We start from the raw sequence: 16351 nt of genomic DNA on the forward strand, positions 1-16351 counted from the left end.
TGTCTATGACCATTATACAAGATTTGGGGAGGTGCTTCTTTTTTAATTTCTTGAACTCGTTGGAGGACAAGGGCTAAGAATTATGAAATTCATTCTTTTGTAAAAGATTTGTCTAGCTTTAAAGGGAAAAGAGTCCAATTATTTGGCGGCGGTGACTCTGCTGTAGATTGGGCGCTGATGTTAGAGCCTGTTGCTCAGGAAGTATTTTTAGCTCATAGAAGAGACAAATTCCGTGCTCATGAGAATAGTGTAGAAACATTGATGCGATCTTCTGTTCAAGTGTTAACTCCATATGTATTAAAAGATTTAATCGGGGAAAATCAAATTGAAAAAGTAGTTCTAGAAGAAGTAAAAACAAAGGAAGAAAAAATAATACAAGTGGATGAAGTTATCGTAAACTATGGGTTTATTTCTTCATTAGGTCCAATTAAAGAATGGGGTTTAAATATTGAAAAAAACTCTATCGTTGTAAATTCTAGAATGGAAACGAATATTAAAGGTGTTTATGCAGTTGGGGATATTTGTACGTATGAAGGAAAGGTCAAACTAATTGCTACTGGTTTTGGGGAAGCGCCAATTGCAGTGAGTAATGCGAAAGTATATGTAGATCCAACGGCGAAGGTTCAACCGCTTCATAGCACAAGCATAATGGGAAAAGCATGAGAAAAAGATTTTGATATTTTTAAATCACGACAAGGAGGAATTAAAGTGGCTAAATACGTTTTTGTCGATCAAGATACATGTATTGCTTGCGGGTCATGTGGAGCATGTGCGCCAGAAATATTTGATTATAATGATGAAGGTTTAGCTTACGTGATACTAGATGAAAATCAAGGAATTGAGGAAGTACCGGAAGAATTATATGATGATTTAGAGGATGCAGCTGAAGGATGCCCAACTGAATCGATTAAAGTAAGAACCGCTCCTTTAAGTGCAGGGAAGGAAAAAGAGCCTTCTTTTTAAAAAAGTCAGAATTTTTATTGCTTTTTATATAACAATAAAATATAATTACGTTAAATAATCGTTATATATAGAGGTGGTTATAAAATGGTTGCGACCCTAAAAAGTGAAAAGGAAAAATTAAAAGAGTTTGAAGAACGTATTCATGCAGGGGATAAAATCGAAGCAAATGACTGGATGCCTGATGAGTATAGAATGGCACTTATTAAATTAATTTCCATGCATGGGATTAGTGAAATTATGGGAGCATTACCTGAAAAGGAATGGGTGCCAAAAGCCCCATCCCTCCGCAGAAAGCTTGGAATTATGGCGAAGGTACAAGATGAAATGGGACACGGGCAATTACTATTGCGAGTAGCTGAGGATTTATTAAAGCCATATGGCAAGAATCGCGCAGATATCATGAATGATTTATTCGAAGAAAGACTAAAATTCCATAACGTTTTTCATATGGAAGCAAGAACTTGGGCTGATGCAGGCTTAATCGGATGGCTAGTCGATGGTGCAGCCATTATTACACAAACGAACATGCTGAATGCTTCATATGGTCCTTATGCTAGAGCATTGCAACGAATTTGTGCGGAAGAAGTATTCCATGCCCAACACGGTGAAGCGATTATTATGGCTTTGGCAGAAGGAACAGAAGAGCAGCGCGAAATGCTTCAAGATGCATTAAATCGTTGGTGGGAAGCATTGCTCATGTTTTTCGGTCCTGCAAGCAGTGATACAACGGGAAGCTCTAAACAAGATATTACCATTAAATACAAAATTAGAACGAAAAATAATGAAGAACTAAGACAGAGCTTCTTCACAAAATATATTCCAAGAATAAAGTCTCTAGGATTAACCATTCCTGATCCGACGATGCATTATGATGAAGAAAATGAAAAATGGGTTTACAAGCAGCCTGATTGGAATGAATTTAAGAAAATTATTAGAAACCAAGGCCCTTGTTCACAAGCGCGTTTAAACTTACGCCGTGTATCTTATGAAACAAACGCATGGGTTCGTGAGGCATTGCAGGCACAATAACATAGACGAAAGGAGAGAAGAACAATGGAAGCAGAAAAAACTTTTTATCAAGAATTTGAAGTTTTCAGTAGACGTACGCCCACTTCGCCATTACAACATCAATTTAGTTTATTAGCTCCTAATAAAGAGATTGCTATTATCATGGCTCAAGAGAATTTTATGAGACGGGAGCCTGTTGTAGATATATGGGTTGTAAATCGAAAAGATATTCGTTCACTTAGCCAAGAAGAGAAAAAGACGCTGCAGCGGCTAGATAATAAAGATTATCGAAATACAAAAGGTTATGGCTATTTAAAGAAAAAATGGAGACACTACGAGCAAAAAATGTTTGATGAAAAAGAAATCTTGTCTTGGGCAGGAGGTGGAAAAAATGAGCGATAAAGAAAAAATATTAGATCCAGTACACAAGGAGCATATTAAGGAACTATTATTTCAGCTGGCAGATGATGATTTTCTATTTTCTTATCGAGGCTCTGAATGGCTTGGATTAGCTCCTCATATTGAGGAAGATATCGCCTTTTCATCTATAAGCCAAGATACAATGGGGCACGCAGCGATGTATTACGAATTAATAGCTAATCTTGAAAGCCGTACTGCGGACGAATTAGCTCATTTACGTCCTAGTCATGAACGGAGAAATTGTATTTTAGTTGAACGTGTCAATGGAGAAGGATTTTATAAGGATACCCCGAAATATGATTGGGCCTATGCCGTAGTAAGAAATTATTTTTACACACTAGCGAAAAACATAAAAATAGATTCTTTAACGCAAAGCTCATATGAACCGTTAGTAGATATTGCAAGAAAAGTGAAAATGGAGCTTTATTATCACTTGCTTCATTGGAGAACGTGGTTTGTCCAATTATTAAGTGCAACGGATGAAGCTAAGCAGAGGATGAAGGAAGCCATAGGTAAAGTAGAAAAAGATTTAGGCGATTTGTTCTCATGCGGGGAAAAAGCAGAAAAGATATATGAATTGAAATTAATCGAAGATGAAGAAACGTTAAAAGAAAGATGGATGCAAGAAATGGAAAAAGTTTGCCGCTCTTTACAAATCCCTCTTCCTAATATTCCAAATAAATATTCATTAAACGGAAGAAATGGGGAACATACCGAAGAAATTGAATCTGCTCTTGTTACTCTTTCTGAGGTGTATCGTCTAGACACGAATACAGCATGGTAAGTGCTAGAAGGAGGTGGAAATGGTGGAAGCGAAAAATGTCACAATTTCAGAGAAGGATGTTTGGCAATTGCTCGAAGAAATAAAGGATCCAGAAATTAATACGGTAAGTATTATTGACTTAGGGATGGTAGAGAACATTGACATTCAACATCAGCAATTAACGATTCAGCTTTTGCCAACCTTTTTAGGATGTCCAGCTTTAGACATTATTAAAAACAATATTGTCAAAACGATAAAAGAACAGTTTCGTTCTGTAGTTGTAAAAGTAGAGTTTATTTATGATCCGCCTTGGACATCTGATCGTATTACGACCAAAGGCAAAGAAGGACTAAAAAAATTTGGAATCGCTCCACCACCTCGTCATATAAAAGAAGACGGATTATGGGAAGTCGACTGTCCATATTGCGGCTCAACCTATGTAACAATAGAAAATATTTTTGGTCCGACTGCTTGCAGAAGTATTTTATATTGCAAAAGCTGTAAAAATCCTTTTGAAGCGATGAAACCAATTTCTAATTTAATGTAAGAATAGGAGGAATAAAATGGTTAAATTAGTTGCTTTATATAAACAACCAGAAGATAAGGAAAAATTTGATGAACATTATTTCAATGTACACGTTCCGATTACAAAAAAAATTCCTGGGCTCAAAAAAATGAAAGTCACAAAATTTAGTACAACACCAATGGGAGATGTAAGTGAATATTACTTAATGTGTGAAATGTATTATGAAGATTACGATGCGATGAAAAAAGGAATGCGTTCTGAAGAAGGAAAAGCTTCTGCAAAAGATTTAATGAGTTTTGCAAAAGACATTGTAACACTCATTATTGGAGAAGAAGAAGAATGAACTTTCAATATTTAGAAACCTTTCAAGATGATCAAATCGGCATTATTGAGCTAAATAGACCTAAACAATACAATTCTCTTAATCGCAGGATGGTAAGAGAAATAGTAGAAGCAATGGAAGCGTTTGATCAAGAAGAAGAGGTTAGGGTTATTTTATTACGAGGAAAAGGGCGGGCGTTTTCATCTGGTGCGGATATTCATGAAATGTCGCAAGATACTACGATACACCTTGAATTATTGAATCAGTTTGCTGATTGGGATCGTCTCTCCCTAATTAAAAAGCCGATTATAGGGGCTGTGAAAGGGTTTGTGTTTGGTGGTGGTTTTGAGCTAGCCCTTTGTTGCGACATTTTAATTGCTGCAGAAGGGACAGAATTTGCATTTCCTGAAGTAAATTTAGGAGTCATGCCTGGAGCAGGAGGAACACAGCGTCTGACAAAGCTTGTTGGCAGAACAAAAGCGTTAGAATGGCTGTGGCTAGGAGAAAGAGTTTCTGCCGAAAAGGCCCTTCAATATGGCATTATTAACCGCATCGTTGCATTAGAGCTATTAGATGAAGAAGTGATGAGATTTGCTAAAAGATTAGCAAAACAGCCTCCGCTGGCAGTACGTCTGATTAAAGATGCAGTCAATAAAGCGGTGGATTACCCATTATATGAAGGGATGCAATATGAAAGAAAAAATTTCTATATTCTTTTTTCTTCAGAAGATCAAAAAGAAGGTATGGAAGCATTCATAGAAAAAAGAAAACCTAATTTTAAAGGAAAATAAGGAATGATAAGGATGACATTTGAAACGATCATTTATGAAGTGGAAAATCAGGTAGCATGGCTGCGGTTAAACAGACCTAACAAATTGAATGCTTTTACGTCTCAAATGAATCATGAAATAAAAGATGCAATCAAACAGGCTTCTAATGATGAAAGCGTTAGATGTGTTGTCATAACTGGAGAGGGAAGAGCCTTTTGTTCGGGGCAAGATCTTTCAGAAGTAAAAGAAGGTACAAAGTTAGGGGACGTGTTGCGCAATCATTATGTCCCAATGGTAAAACAAATTAGGAAATGCGAAAAGCCAATTATAGCTGCTGTCAACGGAGTAGCAGCTGGAGCAGGATTTAGTCTAGCATTAGCGTGCGATTTTCGACTAATGAGTGAAAAAGCAAGTTTCATAAATGCATTTATTCACGTTGGATTAATACCTGATTCTGGAAACCTTTATTTTCTTACAAAATTAGTAGGTGAAGCTAAAGCAGCAGAGATTTCGATATTAGGAGAGAAAATCAATGCTGACGAAGCAATGAGATTAGGCCTTGCTAATAAAGTGTTTCCAGAACAAGACTGGCTCAATGAAGTGAAATTATTTTCTGACAGGTTAGCGAACAGTCCAACGAAAACAATCGGATTAATAAAAAAATATATACAACTATCTTCTTCTCTTTCATTCGATGAATTTTTGGAGAAAGAGGCAGAAGGGCAAACAATAGCCGGGCTAACGAAAGATCATCATGAAGGAATTGAAGCCTTTTTACAAAAAAGAAAACCAATATTCACCGGAAAATAAAAGGAGTGAAAAAGGATGACTGCTACTCATGAAGTAAATAAAGAACAAACATCATTAAAACGCGATTATTACCAGCTGATCATCAATGGCGAAAAGGTAGATAGCGTTAATAATGAAAGATTTTCAACATATAACCCAGCAACGGGAGAACGAGTTGCTGAAGTAGCAAAGGCATCGAAAGAAGATGTCGAAAAAGCAGTAGAAGCTGCACGTAACGCTTTTGACCACGGGAAATGGAAAAAATACCCTGTAGGTCGTCGAGCGAAAATATTAAATAAAATCGCCGCTATCATGCGCTCACGTTTTGACGAATTAGTAGAATTAGAGATTTTAGATACGGGAAAATCTCTTCATGCTGCTCAAGGACAAATTATGCAGGCGATTGAAGATTTTGAATTTTATGCTGGAGCTATCGTTGGTCATCGTGGTGTCGTCAATAATGTGCCAGGACAATTCCACAACTATACAGAAAAAGAACCAGTAGGAGTATGTGCTCAAATTATTCCTTGGAATTATCCACTTATGATGGCTGCATGGAAAATTGCGCCGGCTATCGCAGTAGGGTGTTCAGTTATCGTGAAGCCTGCTTCTCTTACACCTTTAACAGCTATTGTATTAGGAGAAATTTGTATAGAAGCTGGAGTACCTGAAGGGGTAGTCAATATTGTTCCAGGATCAGGTGCAGATGTTGGCGATTATTTAGTACAGCATCCGAAGGTAGATAAAGTAGCTTTTACAGGATCAACTCCTGTAGGAAGAAACATCATGGAAAAAGCATCGCAAACTTTAAAACGTATCACTCTAGAACTTGGTGGAAAATCACCGAATATTGTTTTTGACGATGCTGATCTTGATGCGGCTGTCGATGGCTCATTATTCGGAATTTTTTATAATACAGGTCAATCTTGTGAAGCACGCTCACGTCTTTATGTACACGAAAACATTTATGATGAATTTATGACGAAGTTTATCGAAAAAACGAAAAAGTTAAAGCTTGGAAATCCATTTGATAAAGATACACAAGTAGGAGCTATTATCGATCAAAAACAACTAAATGTCATCGATAGCTATGTCCAATCAGCCAGAGAAGATGGAGCCGAAATTGTCGTAGGTGGAAAGCCTGCAAAAGTAGAAGGGTTTGAAAACGGTTTTTGGTATGAACCAACGATCATCACGAATGTCACTCATGATATGAAAGTTGTGAGAGAAGAAATCTTTGGTCCAGTAGTGGTAGTCATGAAATTTAAAGACGAAAAAGAAGTGATCAAATTAGCAAATGATACTGAATACGGTTTAGGGTCTGCAATCTGGACGAAAGATGGAGCAAAGGCTACACGAGTAGCCAATCAAATTCAAGCAGGAATTGTCATGATTAATTGTCCGTTTTCAGCATTTCCAGGGACTCCGTTTGGCGGCTATAAACAATCAGGCTTCGGGCGAGAGCTTTGTATCGAAACCCTTGACTTATACACAGAAACAAAAAGTATTTTATCTTACTATGGAAGCCGTCCATTAAATCCATTAGGCGTGTAAAACAATAAATAAGTACGAATAGAGAAGGTTATCTATTCGTACTTATTATTTGTATCTTGTGAAGACGAAGGAGGAATGACGATGGTCCAACATATTGTTGTAGTAGGCTCCGGAGTAATGGGAAGAGGCATTGCTTATGTAGGAGCGTCTGCCGGATATCATGTAACTTTGGTCGATATAAATGAAAGTGCATTACAAGGCGCTAAACAAGAAATAGAAAAAATAACAGAGAAAGGATTATCGCGTAATAAAATAACAGAAGAGCAAGCATCACACATAAAAGAAGGTTTAGTTTATAGCATAAGCTTAGAGGAGAGTGCTAAAACAGCTGATTTAGTCATAGAGGCCGTTCCGGAAAAAGCAGAGATTAAAAAACAAGTGTTTGAAACGCTGGAATTAGCAGCACCTAAACATTGTTTGTTCGCAACAAATACTTCCACAATGAGTCCTACTGAAATCGCTTCTTATGCGAAACGTCCAGAGAGAACAATTGCCATGCATTTCTTTAACCCCGTTCATAAAATGCCGCTTGTTGAAATTATATGCGGGCTAGAAACGAATAAGGAAACAGTTGAAACGATAAAACAAGTAGCAGAAAAGATGGGGAAGGAAACGGTAGTTATAAACGAATTCCCTGGTTTTGTAACGAGTCGTATCAGTGCATTAATTGGAAACGAAGCTTTTTATATGCTTCAAGAAGGCTTAGGGACGCCAGAAGATATTGATAAGGCTATTAAATTAGGACTTAATTTTCCAATGGGCCCGTTTGAACTAGTCGATTTAGTAGGATTAGACGCCCGATTAAATAACTTAAAATATTTGCATGAGAAACTAGGAGAGAAATATCGGCCAGCCCCATTACTAGAACAGTATGTAAAAGCTGGAAGACTAGGCCGGAAAACAGGCAAAGGAGTATATGACTATACTAATGAGAAAGAGGGCAAAAAATGAGAGAAGTAGTGATTGTTGATGCCGTGAGAACACCAATTGGAAGGTATAAAGGTGCATTAAAAAATGTTCGTCCAGATGATTTAGGTGCCATTGTCATTAAAGCATTGTTGGAGAGAAATCCATCATTGCCAGTCGATCAAATAGAAGATGTCGTATTAGGAAATGCTAATCAAGCAGGTGAAGATAATCGAAATGTAGCCAGAATGTCAGCGTTATTATCAGGGTTGCCAATTGAAGTCGGGGGGACGACAATCAATAGATTATGCGGCTCTGGATTAGATGCTGTGCTCTATGCAGCAAGAGCGATTGCGGTAGGAGAAGGCGATATTTTCATTGCTGGTGGTACCGAAAGCATGACCCGTGCTCCATTTGTTATGGCAAAGCCTGAAGTAGATTTCCCTAGAGGATCAATGGAATTATTTGATACAACAATTGGCTGGCGTTTTATTAATCCGAAACTAAAAGAAATGTATGGTGTAGATTCTATGCCTGAAACAGCTGAAAATGTGGCAAAGCGTTATCAAATTAGTAGAGAAGAACAAGATGAATTTGCATTTGAAAGCCAAATGCGGACAAAACGAGCTGTGGAAGAAAACAAATTTGCTCAAGAAATCATACCTGTTAAAGTAACGGATAAAAAGGGGAATAAAACAGTAGTTGATAAAGATGAACATCCTCGTCCAGATACATCGTTGGAAAAATTATCGAAATTAAAACCGTTATTTGAAGGTGGTACAGTTACAGCAGGAAATGCATCAGGGGTGAATGATGGTGCTTCAGCTCTGTTAATGATGAGTGCAGAAAAAGCGAAAGAATTAGGGTTAAAACCACTTGTGAAATATATTGTCGGAGCAACAGCCGGTTTAGAGCCAGCTGTTATGGGCTTAGGGCCAATATTCGCAACTAGAAAAGCGTTAAAAAGAGCAAATTTAACGATCGAAGACATTGATTTAATAGAACTCAATGAGGCATTTGCTTCTCAGTCGATTCAATGTATAAGAGAGTTGAAGATTGATAAAGAGAAAGTGAATGTAAATGGTGGAGCCATTGCATTAGGACATCCATTAGGCGCAAGCGGTGCAAGAATTTTAACGACTCTTATTTATGAAATGAAACGAAGAGAATCTAAATACGGACTAGCTACGATGTGTATTGGAGTAGGTCAAGGAATTGCAGCAATTGTAGAAAATATAAAATAAGACTTGTTTACATGAATCTTTACGATAGGCTCTTTTTTTAATAGATTGCTGCTTAACGATAGCTTTTCGGCTGTTATAGACAGTCGAAAAGCAACAAAGTTTATGAAAAACAGCTTTACGAAATCATGGAATATGAAAGCCCTTGCCACTTTAAGTGCAAGGGCTAATTATTAAATGAAAGGAAATGAGTGACCATGAAATATATCAAACAAGAAGTGAAAAATCATATCGCTTATGTAACGATCAATCGACCTGAATCATTAAATTGTTTTAATTATGAAACTTTATGCGAACTAGAAGAAACAGTTCAATCTATACACATTAGTGACGAAATTAAAATCGTTATTTTTACAGGTGCTGGCGAAAAAGCGTTTAGTGCAGGAGCAGATTTAAAAGAACGGAAGAATTTAACCGAATCAGAAGTAAGAAGAAATGTGAAAGCCATTAGAGATGTTTTCAATAGTATTGCTTATTTGCCGCAGCCTACTATTGCCGCAGTAAACGGATTTGCATTAGGTGGGGGGTTCGAATTATTGCTTGCATGTGATTTTGCCATTGCGGTGGAAGGTGCACAAATGGGCTTAACGGAAACGAGCTGGGCGATCATTCCTGGTGCTGGCGGAACACAGCGATTGCCGAGATTAATAGGGGAAAATAAAGCGAAGGAACTAATTTTTACCGCTAGAAAAATAACAGCAGAAGAAGCGTATGAATTAGGTATTTTAACAAAGGTAGTGAAAAAAGAAGAACTGATGGATGCTTGTGAAAGTTTTGCGGCGGAAATGTTAAAAAACGGTCCGATTGCTTTAAGACAGGCGAAATTTGCGATTCAACAAGGAATGAACACAGATTTACAAACAGGCCTTGCCATTGAAGCGAAAGCATACGAGTTAACAATCCCTACTCAAGATAGAGTGGAAGCATTAAAAGCCTTTAGTGAAAAGAGAACACCAAAATTTATTGGGAAATAAGCCGCTTTTCCATTATAATGAATAATAAAAAAGGAAAAGTGTATAGAGAGAGTGACATATTTATGGCAAATACGCAATCTATGATTTTTACACTCTTTGGGGATTATATTCGTCATTATGGGAATAAAATTTGGATCGGAAGTTTAATTCGTTTGCTAAAAGAGTTCGGCCATAATGAGCAAGCGGTTCGCGTTGCTGTTTCAAGAATGGTTAAACAAGGATGGCTTCAATCACAAAAAGAAGGAAATAAAAGCTATTATTTTTTAACAAAACGTGGAGTGAATCGAATCGACGAAGCTGGACGAAGAATTTTTAAACTGTCTCCACATAAGTGGGATGGAAAATGGAGAATACTCATGTACACCATTCCAGAAGAAAAAAGACATATTCGCGATGATTTGAGAAAAGAATTGCTTTGGAGTGGATTTGGAAATTTTTCTAATGGATGCTGGATTTCCCCGAATGATTTAGAAAAAGAGGTAAAACTATTAATTGAAAAGTATGAAATTGATCCGTATGTTGATTTTTTTGTATCTGAATATTTAGGCCCGAGAGACAATCACTCCATTGTAGAAAGAAGCTGGCAGCTTGAAGAAATAGAAAAAAAATATGATGAATTTATATCTACATATGGAAAGCATTATATTATCCATGAAAGCATTATAAATGAAGGAAAAATGACAGATGCAGAATGTTTTGTAGAAAGAACAAAATTAGTGCACGAGTACCGAAAGTTTTTATTTATCGATCCAGGTTTACCTAAAGAATTATTACCGCCATTATGGAGCGGAAACCATGCTGCCCACTTATTTAGTCAGTATTATAAATTATTAGCCGTTCCAGCGAGCAGATTTTTTGAGAGTGTATTTGAAGCAGATAACGATATGCGAAAAAAAGATGAGGATTATGATGCAAAGGATCATCCGTATATCATCAACTAAGGCTGTCAGAGTCAGACCCCACAGTACATTGTGTTCGTTTTCGTGAGGTCAGACACATATGGGACAGCCTCTAGCCCAATTTTAAAGTAGAAGAATAATCTTTTCCTTTTTGCACATAAGTATCAATAGATAACTGAATCAATTCCAAATCTTTCTCATTTAATTCGCGTACTACTTTTCCAGGTGAACCAACAACAAGGGAACGAGGGGGAATTTTTTTCCCAGGAGGAATGAGAGTATTTGCGCCAATAATACATTCTTCCCCTATTTCCGCACGGTCTAAAATAGTCGACCCCATACCGATGATCGAGCGTTTGCCGATCTTACATCCATGCAATATAACGTTATGTCCAACTGTTACTTCATCTTCGATTTGAACCGGACAACCTTCATATAGATGGATAGTAGAGTTATCTTGTATACTGCATCGTTCACCAATGGTAATAGCCCCTTCATCAGCGCGTAAAACAGAATTGAACCAAATGGTAGATTCTTTTCCTACTGATACATCTCCAATTAAATAAGCTCCTGGGGCGACAAAAACTGTAGGATGCAGCTTAGGGCAGCAGTTATTAAATTCAATTTTCAAAACGTTCACCTCATTCGATATAATCTAAATGTTTCGTTTTTATTATAACAATTTTTTAGCGGGAGGATAAATGATGAAACATATTTCTGAAATATTGTCCATTTCATATCCGATTTTTCAAGGGGGAATGGGGAATATTAGCAATGCACCATTAACTGCAGCTGTTTCAGAGGCTGGCGGACTTGGTACAATTGGCTGTGGGACAATGAAACCTGAAGAGGTTGAAAAAATAATAATTGAGACAAAAGAAAGAACGAATAACCCATTTTCCATTAATATCCCGATTAATGTTTCAACGTATACGAAGCAGTTAATAGAACTAGCTATTAAACATCAAGTAAAAGCTGTATCTTTATCTGCGGGAAATCCATCCCCATATATTCCTATTCTTCATGAAAATAATATAAAAGTTATTGCGATCGTTGCATCTGTGAAACACGCAAAGAAAGCCGAGCAGGCCGGAGCAGACATTTTAGTAGCAGAAGGTTTTGAAGCAGCAGGTATTAATTCAGAATTAGAGTTAACAACTTTTACACTAATCCCTCAAATCACAAAAAATGTAAATATCCCAGTCGTTGCTGCCGGTGGAGTAGCGGATGGGAAAGGATTAGCTGCTGCACTGATGCTCGGCGCACAAGGTGTTCAAATGGGTACAAGGTTTATTGCCACAAAGGAAGCTCCATTTCATGAAGTGTATAAGCAAAAAATATTACAATCATCAGAGAATGAAACGGTCATCATTGGGCGTTCAGTTGGTAAAGTGAGAAGAGTGATCAAGGCAGATTATACAGAAAGACTATTGCAAGAGGAAAAAGAAGGAATGACCCTTGAACAGTTTAATGAAAAAACAAGTGAAACTTATCATTTAAAAGGAGCAATCGAGGGAGATTTAAAACGAGGCTATGTAAATAGTGGACAAGTTGCAGGATTAATCGAAGACATCCCAACAGTCAAAGAGGTTATAACAAAGATAATGGAAGAAGCAAAAGAACAAATAAACCATATTTATCATTCATTCAAATATTACGAATAAAGAAAAACAATTGATGTATCCTAGTGTAGATGAATCAATAATTGAAAGGTAACGAAAAAGGCAAGTGCGAAAGAGAAAACCTTTGTCGCACTTGTCTTCTTTTTTATCTAAAAATCTGTAAGACCATTCAAGTTTAATTACTTCACAAAATCGTTAAACAATTATAAAATACATATAAACATATAAGAAAGGTTGGGATTGTAATGGCACAAGTTAATGGCACCATTCCTCGGCCTTTAGTACGGACAAATCAATGGTTTATTGTTTTAAGTGTCGTGCTAACTTGGGTAACTAACGAAGAGTGGTTTCTTGTACCTCCATTAGTTGCGGGTTTATTAGGACTGTTTTTTAACTTTAATCCCGTTATGCGATTCGCCAAGTTATTTTTGAAGAAACATCCTTCTCAATATATACCGGAAGACTATGATCAACAGCAATTCAATCAAAAGATTGCTGTCATATGTATAGCAATAGGTTTAGTCGGTTATATAAACAAAACAATGGTTTTGGCATATATTTTTACAGCAATGGTTGCGTTAGCAGCTTTTATAGCCATTCTCGGATTTTGTATAGGGTGCTTTATTCGCTATCAGTGGATTCAATATCGCCATAGAAGAACTTCTAAACAGGTTTGAAACATCACATAATGACAAAAAAAGTCCCATTTCATAACAATCTATAGGATCCAATACCATTCAATGGTGTTAGGTTCCCTAAAACAGAGCTCGAAAGGAAGAGAGTTACATTTCCCTTCCTTTTTTCTTTTTGTTGTCCATTGATTGCCAACTTCCCTTAAAATTTTTAAAAAAATCAATTATTGATTTTTTCAGATTATTTAGTACAATTTTAAAAAAAGATTGGACCAATTTCTTATTAAAAACAAATTGGTGTGACCTTTTTAATAAAATTTTAGCATTACACAATCATTCTATCATTGTAAATATCAAGGAATTAAGGGGAGAGCGGCATGAATAGAACAGTCGAAGAATTGATGGAGGCGTTAAAAGAATTTATTCCAGAAGACCGAGTAACGAACAATCAAACGATATTGGAACAGCATAGTAAAGATGAATCGTATCATACCCCTAGTTTGCCTGATATTGTTGTGTTTCCGACGACAACAGAAGAAGTTAGTAAAGTAATGAAAATAGCAAATCAATATAAAGTACCAGTTGTTCCTTTTGGCAGGGGGTCAAGTTTAGAAGGACATGTTATTCCTTATGATCACGGGATCACGATCGATTTTTCCCTTATGGATAAAGTGTTAGAGGTTAGAGAAAATGATTTTCTTGTAAAAGTTCAGCCAGGAGTGACGCGCTCACAATTAAATAAAGAACTGAAGAAATACGGTTTGTTTTTCTCAGTCGATCCAGGAGCAGACGCAACACTTGGCGGTATGGCGGCAACAAATGCAAGTGGTACGACATCTGTTAAATATGGAGTGATGCGTGATCAAGTGCGTGATTTAGAAGTTGTTCTTGCCGATGGCACGGTGATTCATACGGGGAATTTAGCAGCAAAATCGTCATCAGGCTATCATTTAAACGGTTTATTTGTCGGTTCTGAAGGAACGCTTGGTTGTATAACCGAATTGACATTGCGAGTTTATGGAATTCCGGAATATATTTTAGCTGCAAGAGCATCCTTTCCATCCATTCATGATGCCGTAAAAGCGGTAGTCAGCATTTTGCAAGCTGGGATACCGATTGCTAGGGTGGAACTTGTAGATGAACATTCGATCAAACAAGTTAATAAGTACAGTGAAACTAATTATAAGGAACGTCCAACTTTATTTTTAGAGTTTCATGGCAATGAAGCAGGCTTAAAGCAAGATGTCGAATTTATGAAAGAAATTGTAGCGGAGCATAATTGTGAAAGCATTGAATATGAAAGCGATCATGCTGCACGAAATCGATTATGGGAAGCTCGTCATAATTTAGCTTACGCCTATGTTCATGGTTATCCAGGGAAAAAGCTAATGGTGACAGATGTTTGTTTACCAATTTCAGAGTTAGCGGGGGCAATTGAACATGCAAGGAGTGCATTGAATTCATTAGGGCTTACAGGAGGCATTCTTGGTCATGTTGGTGATGGCAACTTTCATGCCCTGTTAATGATTAATATGAATGATCTGGACGAAATCAAACGGGCAGATCAATTGAATGAAACGATTGTCATGTATGCATTAGAACGTGGGGGAACTTGTACAGGAGAACACGGGGTAGGTGTCGGTAAACAAAAATATCTAGAAAAAGAACATGGAAAAGCACTGCATGTGATGGAAAAAATTAAACAAGCACTTGACCCTCATATGATTTTAAATCCAAATAAAATGATCAAAATGAAGGAGAAGTGAAGATGAAAGTATTAGAAATGATCAGCTTAATCGCTGGAAAATATTTTGCCGTTTGGGTCATCTGTACCGCAATTATTGCATATTTAGTTCCGGAGCCTTTTTTAAATTTCAGTGGATATATTACAATTTTGCTTGGCTTTGTCATGTTTGGCATGGGACTGACGTTAAAAGCGGTAGATTTTAAGATTGTTTTAACGAATCCATTTCCAGTGATTATTGGGGTGTGTGCTCAATTTATCATCATGCCGCTTACCGCTTTTGCGATTGCTTATATCATGAACTTGCCCGCCGAGTTAGCAGCAGGGCTCGTTTTACTTGGCTCCGTTCCAGGTGGTACGGCTTCCAACGTCATGGTATACCTTGCCAAAGGGAATCTACCGTTATCCATCGCGATGACATCCCTTTCTACACTTTTAGCACCGCTTGCGACGCCTTTTATTTTGCTATTGCTTGCAGGCCAATGGATGCCGGTAGATCCAATGTCGATGTTTATGTCTATTATTCAAGTCATTATTATTCCAATCGTTTTAGGAATTGTGATTAGAAAATTTATGCCAAAAGTTGTGGAAAAAAGTATTACGGTCATTCCTCTTATATCAGTACTAGCTATTATTATTATTGTATCTGTTGTTGTTGCGGGGAATGTAGATAATATCGCTTCAGCGGGATTTCTTATTTTTTCAGCTGTAGTGCTTCACAATACGTTCGGATTATTGCTCGGATATATTGCAGCTTTTATGTTAAGACTTGATGAAAGCAATCGTAGAGCCATTTCGATTGAAGTTGGCATGCAAAACTCTGGATTAGGAGTAGCGTTAGCCACTGCCCACTTTGGTCCGTTAGCTGCTTTACCTAGTGTTGTGGCAGCTGTATGGCATAATATTTCCGGACCAATACTTGCTACTTATTGGTCGAAAAAACCGGCAGACTTCAAGCATCCACTTAATGCTCCCCTGCAAAATGATGAAGGAAAGTCTCCGATTGCATAAGAGGATATTTTTAAAGGTCCTTTTCTAAAAGATTGTTGCTACTATAGCTTTTCGACTGTCAGGCAAACGATACGCTTGCTGTGTCACGCGTGTAGCGTGACGTGAACCGAACAAACATCGATGATCGGACAACTGTGATTTGTCCGACCACGTGCTTTGTTCGGCTCATAGACAGTCGAAAAGCAACAAAGTTTACGAAAACAGCCA

Annotated in this window: 18 protein-coding genes and 1 pseudogene; 18 read left to right on the forward strand and 1 reads right to left on the reverse strand. The window is 37.3% G+C overall.

The genetic code is table 11. The features are described from left to right. Positions 1-75 precede the first annotated feature (75 nt). The 14 genes and pseudogenes from J2S06_RS10330 to paaX form a co-directional block, all read left to right on the forward strand. Positions 76-663 (forward strand): annotated as a pseudogene (locus J2S06_RS10330) (NAD(P)/FAD-dependent oxidoreductase); the annotation flags it as partial. Between the two features lie 45 nt (positions 664-708). Then, positions 709-963 carry a ferredoxin gene (locus tag J2S06_RS10335; protein ID WP_044747453.1) on the forward strand — a complete coding sequence of 85 codons (255 nt, stop codon included), beginning with the start codon at positions 709-711 and terminating at the stop codon, positions 961-963. Positions 964-1047: 84 nt separating this feature from the next. Further along, positions 1048-1992, forward strand: a complete 945-nt coding sequence (gene paaA / locus J2S06_RS10340; RefSeq protein WP_419152228.1) for a 1,2-phenylacetyl-CoA epoxidase subunit PaaA — start codon at positions 1048-1050, stop codon at positions 1990-1992. Positions 1993-2016: 24 nt separating this feature from the next. Continuing rightward, the gene (gene paaB / locus J2S06_RS10345; RefSeq protein ID WP_419152229.1) at positions 2017-2373 is read left to right on the forward strand and encodes a 1,2-phenylacetyl-CoA epoxidase subunit PaaB; all 357 of its coding nucleotides are present in this window, start codon (positions 2017-2019) and stop codon (positions 2371-2373) included. Beyond that, a complete protein-coding gene (gene paaC, locus J2S06_RS10350) occupies positions 2363-3175 on the forward strand; it encodes a 1,2-phenylacetyl-CoA epoxidase subunit PaaC (RefSeq protein WP_419152230.1) in 813 nt (270 codons plus the stop codon). The genes paaB and paaC overlap by 11 nt, the downstream gene beginning before the upstream one ends. 19 nt (positions 3176-3194) lie before the next feature. Beyond that, positions 3195-3701 (forward strand): 1,2-phenylacetyl-CoA epoxidase subunit PaaD, encoded by a 507-nt coding sequence (gene paaD, locus J2S06_RS10355; protein WP_044747449.1) that lies wholly within the window; start codon positions 3195-3197, stop codon positions 3699-3701. Between the two features lie 16 nt (positions 3702-3717). Further along, positions 3718-4023: an EthD family reductase gene (locus J2S06_RS10360; protein WP_419152231.1), complete on the forward strand. Its 306-nt coding sequence runs from the start codon at positions 3718-3720 to the stop codon at positions 4021-4023. Next, complete coding sequence (locus J2S06_RS10365; RefSeq protein WP_419152232.1) at positions 4020-4793, forward strand: enoyl-CoA hydratase/isomerase family protein; 774 nt, start codon at positions 4020-4022, stop codon at positions 4791-4793. The genes J2S06_RS10360 and J2S06_RS10365 overlap by 4 nt, the downstream gene beginning before the upstream one ends. A gap of 12 nt (positions 4794-4805) precedes the next feature. Continuing rightward, entirely contained in the window at positions 4806-5582 is a 777-nt protein-coding gene (locus tag J2S06_RS10370) for an enoyl-CoA hydratase-related protein (protein WP_419152233.1), read from the forward strand. 15 nt (positions 5583-5597) lie between these two features. After that, on the forward strand, positions 5598-7115 hold the full coding sequence (locus J2S06_RS10375; protein ID WP_419152234.1) for an aldehyde dehydrogenase family protein: 1518 nt from the start codon (positions 5598-5600) through the stop codon (positions 7113-7115). Positions 7116-7196: 81 nt separating this feature from the next. Beyond that, positions 7197-8066: a 3-hydroxyacyl-CoA dehydrogenase gene (locus J2S06_RS10380; RefSeq protein WP_419152235.1), complete on the forward strand. Its 870-nt coding sequence runs from the start codon at positions 7197-7199 to the stop codon at positions 8064-8066. Continuing rightward, entirely contained in the window at positions 8063-9265 is a 1203-nt protein-coding gene (gene pcaF / locus J2S06_RS10385) for a 3-oxoadipyl-CoA thiolase (RefSeq protein WP_044747443.1), read from the forward strand. The genes J2S06_RS10380 and pcaF overlap by 4 nt, the downstream gene beginning before the upstream one ends. Positions 9266-9459: 194 nt before the next feature. Further along, positions 9460-10236: an enoyl-CoA hydratase-related protein gene (locus tag J2S06_RS10390; protein WP_419152236.1), complete on the forward strand. Its 777-nt coding sequence runs from the start codon at positions 9460-9462 to the stop codon at positions 10234-10236. A gap of 62 nt (positions 10237-10298) precedes the next feature. Beyond that, positions 10299-11177 (forward strand): phenylacetic acid degradation operon negative regulatory protein PaaX, encoded by an 879-nt coding sequence (paaX, locus tag J2S06_RS10395; RefSeq protein ID WP_044747441.1) that lies wholly within the window; start codon positions 10299-10301, stop codon positions 11175-11177. A gap of 70 nt (positions 11178-11247) precedes the next feature. Here the strand turns inward: paaX and J2S06_RS10400 are convergent, their stop codons facing one another. After that, the gene (locus J2S06_RS10400; protein ID WP_419152237.1) at positions 11248-11766 is read right to left on the reverse strand and encodes a gamma carbonic anhydrase family protein; all 519 of its coding nucleotides are present in this window, start codon (positions 11764-11766) and stop codon (positions 11248-11250) included. Positions 11767-11839: 73 nt separating this feature from the next. Between J2S06_RS10400 and J2S06_RS10405 the strand changes: the two genes are divergently transcribed. From J2S06_RS10405 to J2S06_RS10420, 4 genes are all read left to right on the forward strand, one after another. Further along, on the forward strand, positions 11840-12799 hold the full coding sequence (locus J2S06_RS10405; protein ID WP_419152238.1) for an NAD(P)H-dependent flavin oxidoreductase: 960 nt from the start codon (positions 11840-11842) through the stop codon (positions 12797-12799). Positions 12800-13002: 203 nt separating this feature from the next. Next, entirely contained in the window at positions 13003-13434 is a 432-nt protein-coding gene (locus tag J2S06_RS10410) for a DUF4395 domain-containing protein (RefSeq protein WP_419152239.1), read from the forward strand. A gap of 332 nt (positions 13435-13766) precedes the next feature. Continuing rightward, positions 13767-15155, forward strand: a complete 1389-nt coding sequence (locus tag J2S06_RS10415; RefSeq protein ID WP_419152240.1) for an FAD-binding oxidoreductase — start codon at positions 13767-13769, stop codon at positions 15153-15155. A 2-nt stretch (positions 15156-15157) separates the two neighbouring features. Continuing rightward, a complete protein-coding gene (locus J2S06_RS10420) occupies positions 15158-16144 on the forward strand; it encodes a bile acid:sodium symporter family protein (RefSeq protein WP_419152241.1) in 987 nt (328 codons plus the stop codon). Positions 16145-16351 lie beyond the last annotated feature (207 nt).

This window comes from Bacillus alveayuensis, assembly GCA_030812955.1.
GTDB lineage: Bacteria > Bacillota > Bacilli > Bacillales > Aeribacillaceae > Bacillus_CB > Bacillus_CB alveayuensis.

Excerpts from the sequence above, each read along its gene's own strand:
- paaC (WP_419152230.1), top strand. The coding sequence starts at position 2,363 with ATGAGCGATAAAGAAAAAATATTAGATCCAGTACACAAGGAGCATATT.
- paaA (WP_419152228.1), top strand. The coding sequence starts at position 1,048 with ATGGTTGCGACCCTAAAAAGTGAAAAGGAAAAATTAAAAGAGTTTGAA.
- J2S06_RS10415 (WP_419152240.1), top strand. The coding sequence starts at position 13,767 with ATGAATAGAACAGTCGAAGAATTGATGGAGGCGTTAAAAGAATTTATT.
- paaX (WP_044747441.1), top strand. The coding sequence starts at position 10,299 with ATGGCAAATACGCAATCTATGATTTTTACACTCTTTGGGGATTATATT.
- J2S06_RS10380 (WP_419152235.1), top strand. The coding sequence starts at position 7,197 with ATGGTCCAACATATTGTTGTAGTAGGCTCCGGAGTAATGGGAAGAGGC.
- J2S06_RS10410 (WP_419152239.1), top strand. The coding sequence starts at position 13,003 with ATGGCACAAGTTAATGGCACCATTCCTCGGCCTTTAGTACGGACAAAT.
- pcaF (WP_044747443.1), top strand. The coding sequence starts at position 8,063 with ATGAGAGAAGTAGTGATTGTTGATGCCGTGAGAACACCAATTGGAAGG.
- J2S06_RS10375 (WP_419152234.1), top strand. The coding sequence starts at position 5,598 with ATGACTGCTACTCATGAAGTAAATAAAGAACAAACATCATTAAAACGC.
- J2S06_RS10405 (WP_419152238.1), top strand. The coding sequence starts at position 11,840 with ATGAAACATATTTCTGAAATATTGTCCATTTCATATCCGATTTTTCAA.
- J2S06_RS10360 (WP_419152231.1), top strand. The coding sequence starts at position 3,718 with ATGGTTAAATTAGTTGCTTTATATAAACAACCAGAAGATAAGGAAAAA.
- J2S06_RS10370 (WP_419152233.1), top strand. The coding sequence starts at position 4,806 with ATGACATTTGAAACGATCATTTATGAAGTGGAAAATCAGGTAGCATGG.
- paaD (WP_044747449.1), top strand. The coding sequence starts at position 3,195 with ATGGTGGAAGCGAAAAATGTCACAATTTCAGAGAAGGATGTTTGGCAA.
- J2S06_RS10365 (WP_419152232.1), top strand. The coding sequence starts at position 4,020 with ATGAACTTTCAATATTTAGAAACCTTTCAAGATGATCAAATCGGCATT.
- paaB (WP_419152229.1), top strand. The coding sequence starts at position 2,017 with ATGGAAGCAGAAAAAACTTTTTATCAAGAATTTGAAGTTTTCAGTAGA.
- J2S06_RS10390 (WP_419152236.1), top strand. The coding sequence starts at position 9,460 with ATGAAATATATCAAACAAGAAGTGAAAAATCATATCGCTTATGTAACG.
- J2S06_RS10420 (WP_419152241.1), top strand. The coding sequence starts at position 15,158 with ATGAAAGTATTAGAAATGATCAGCTTAATCGCTGGAAAATATTTTGCC.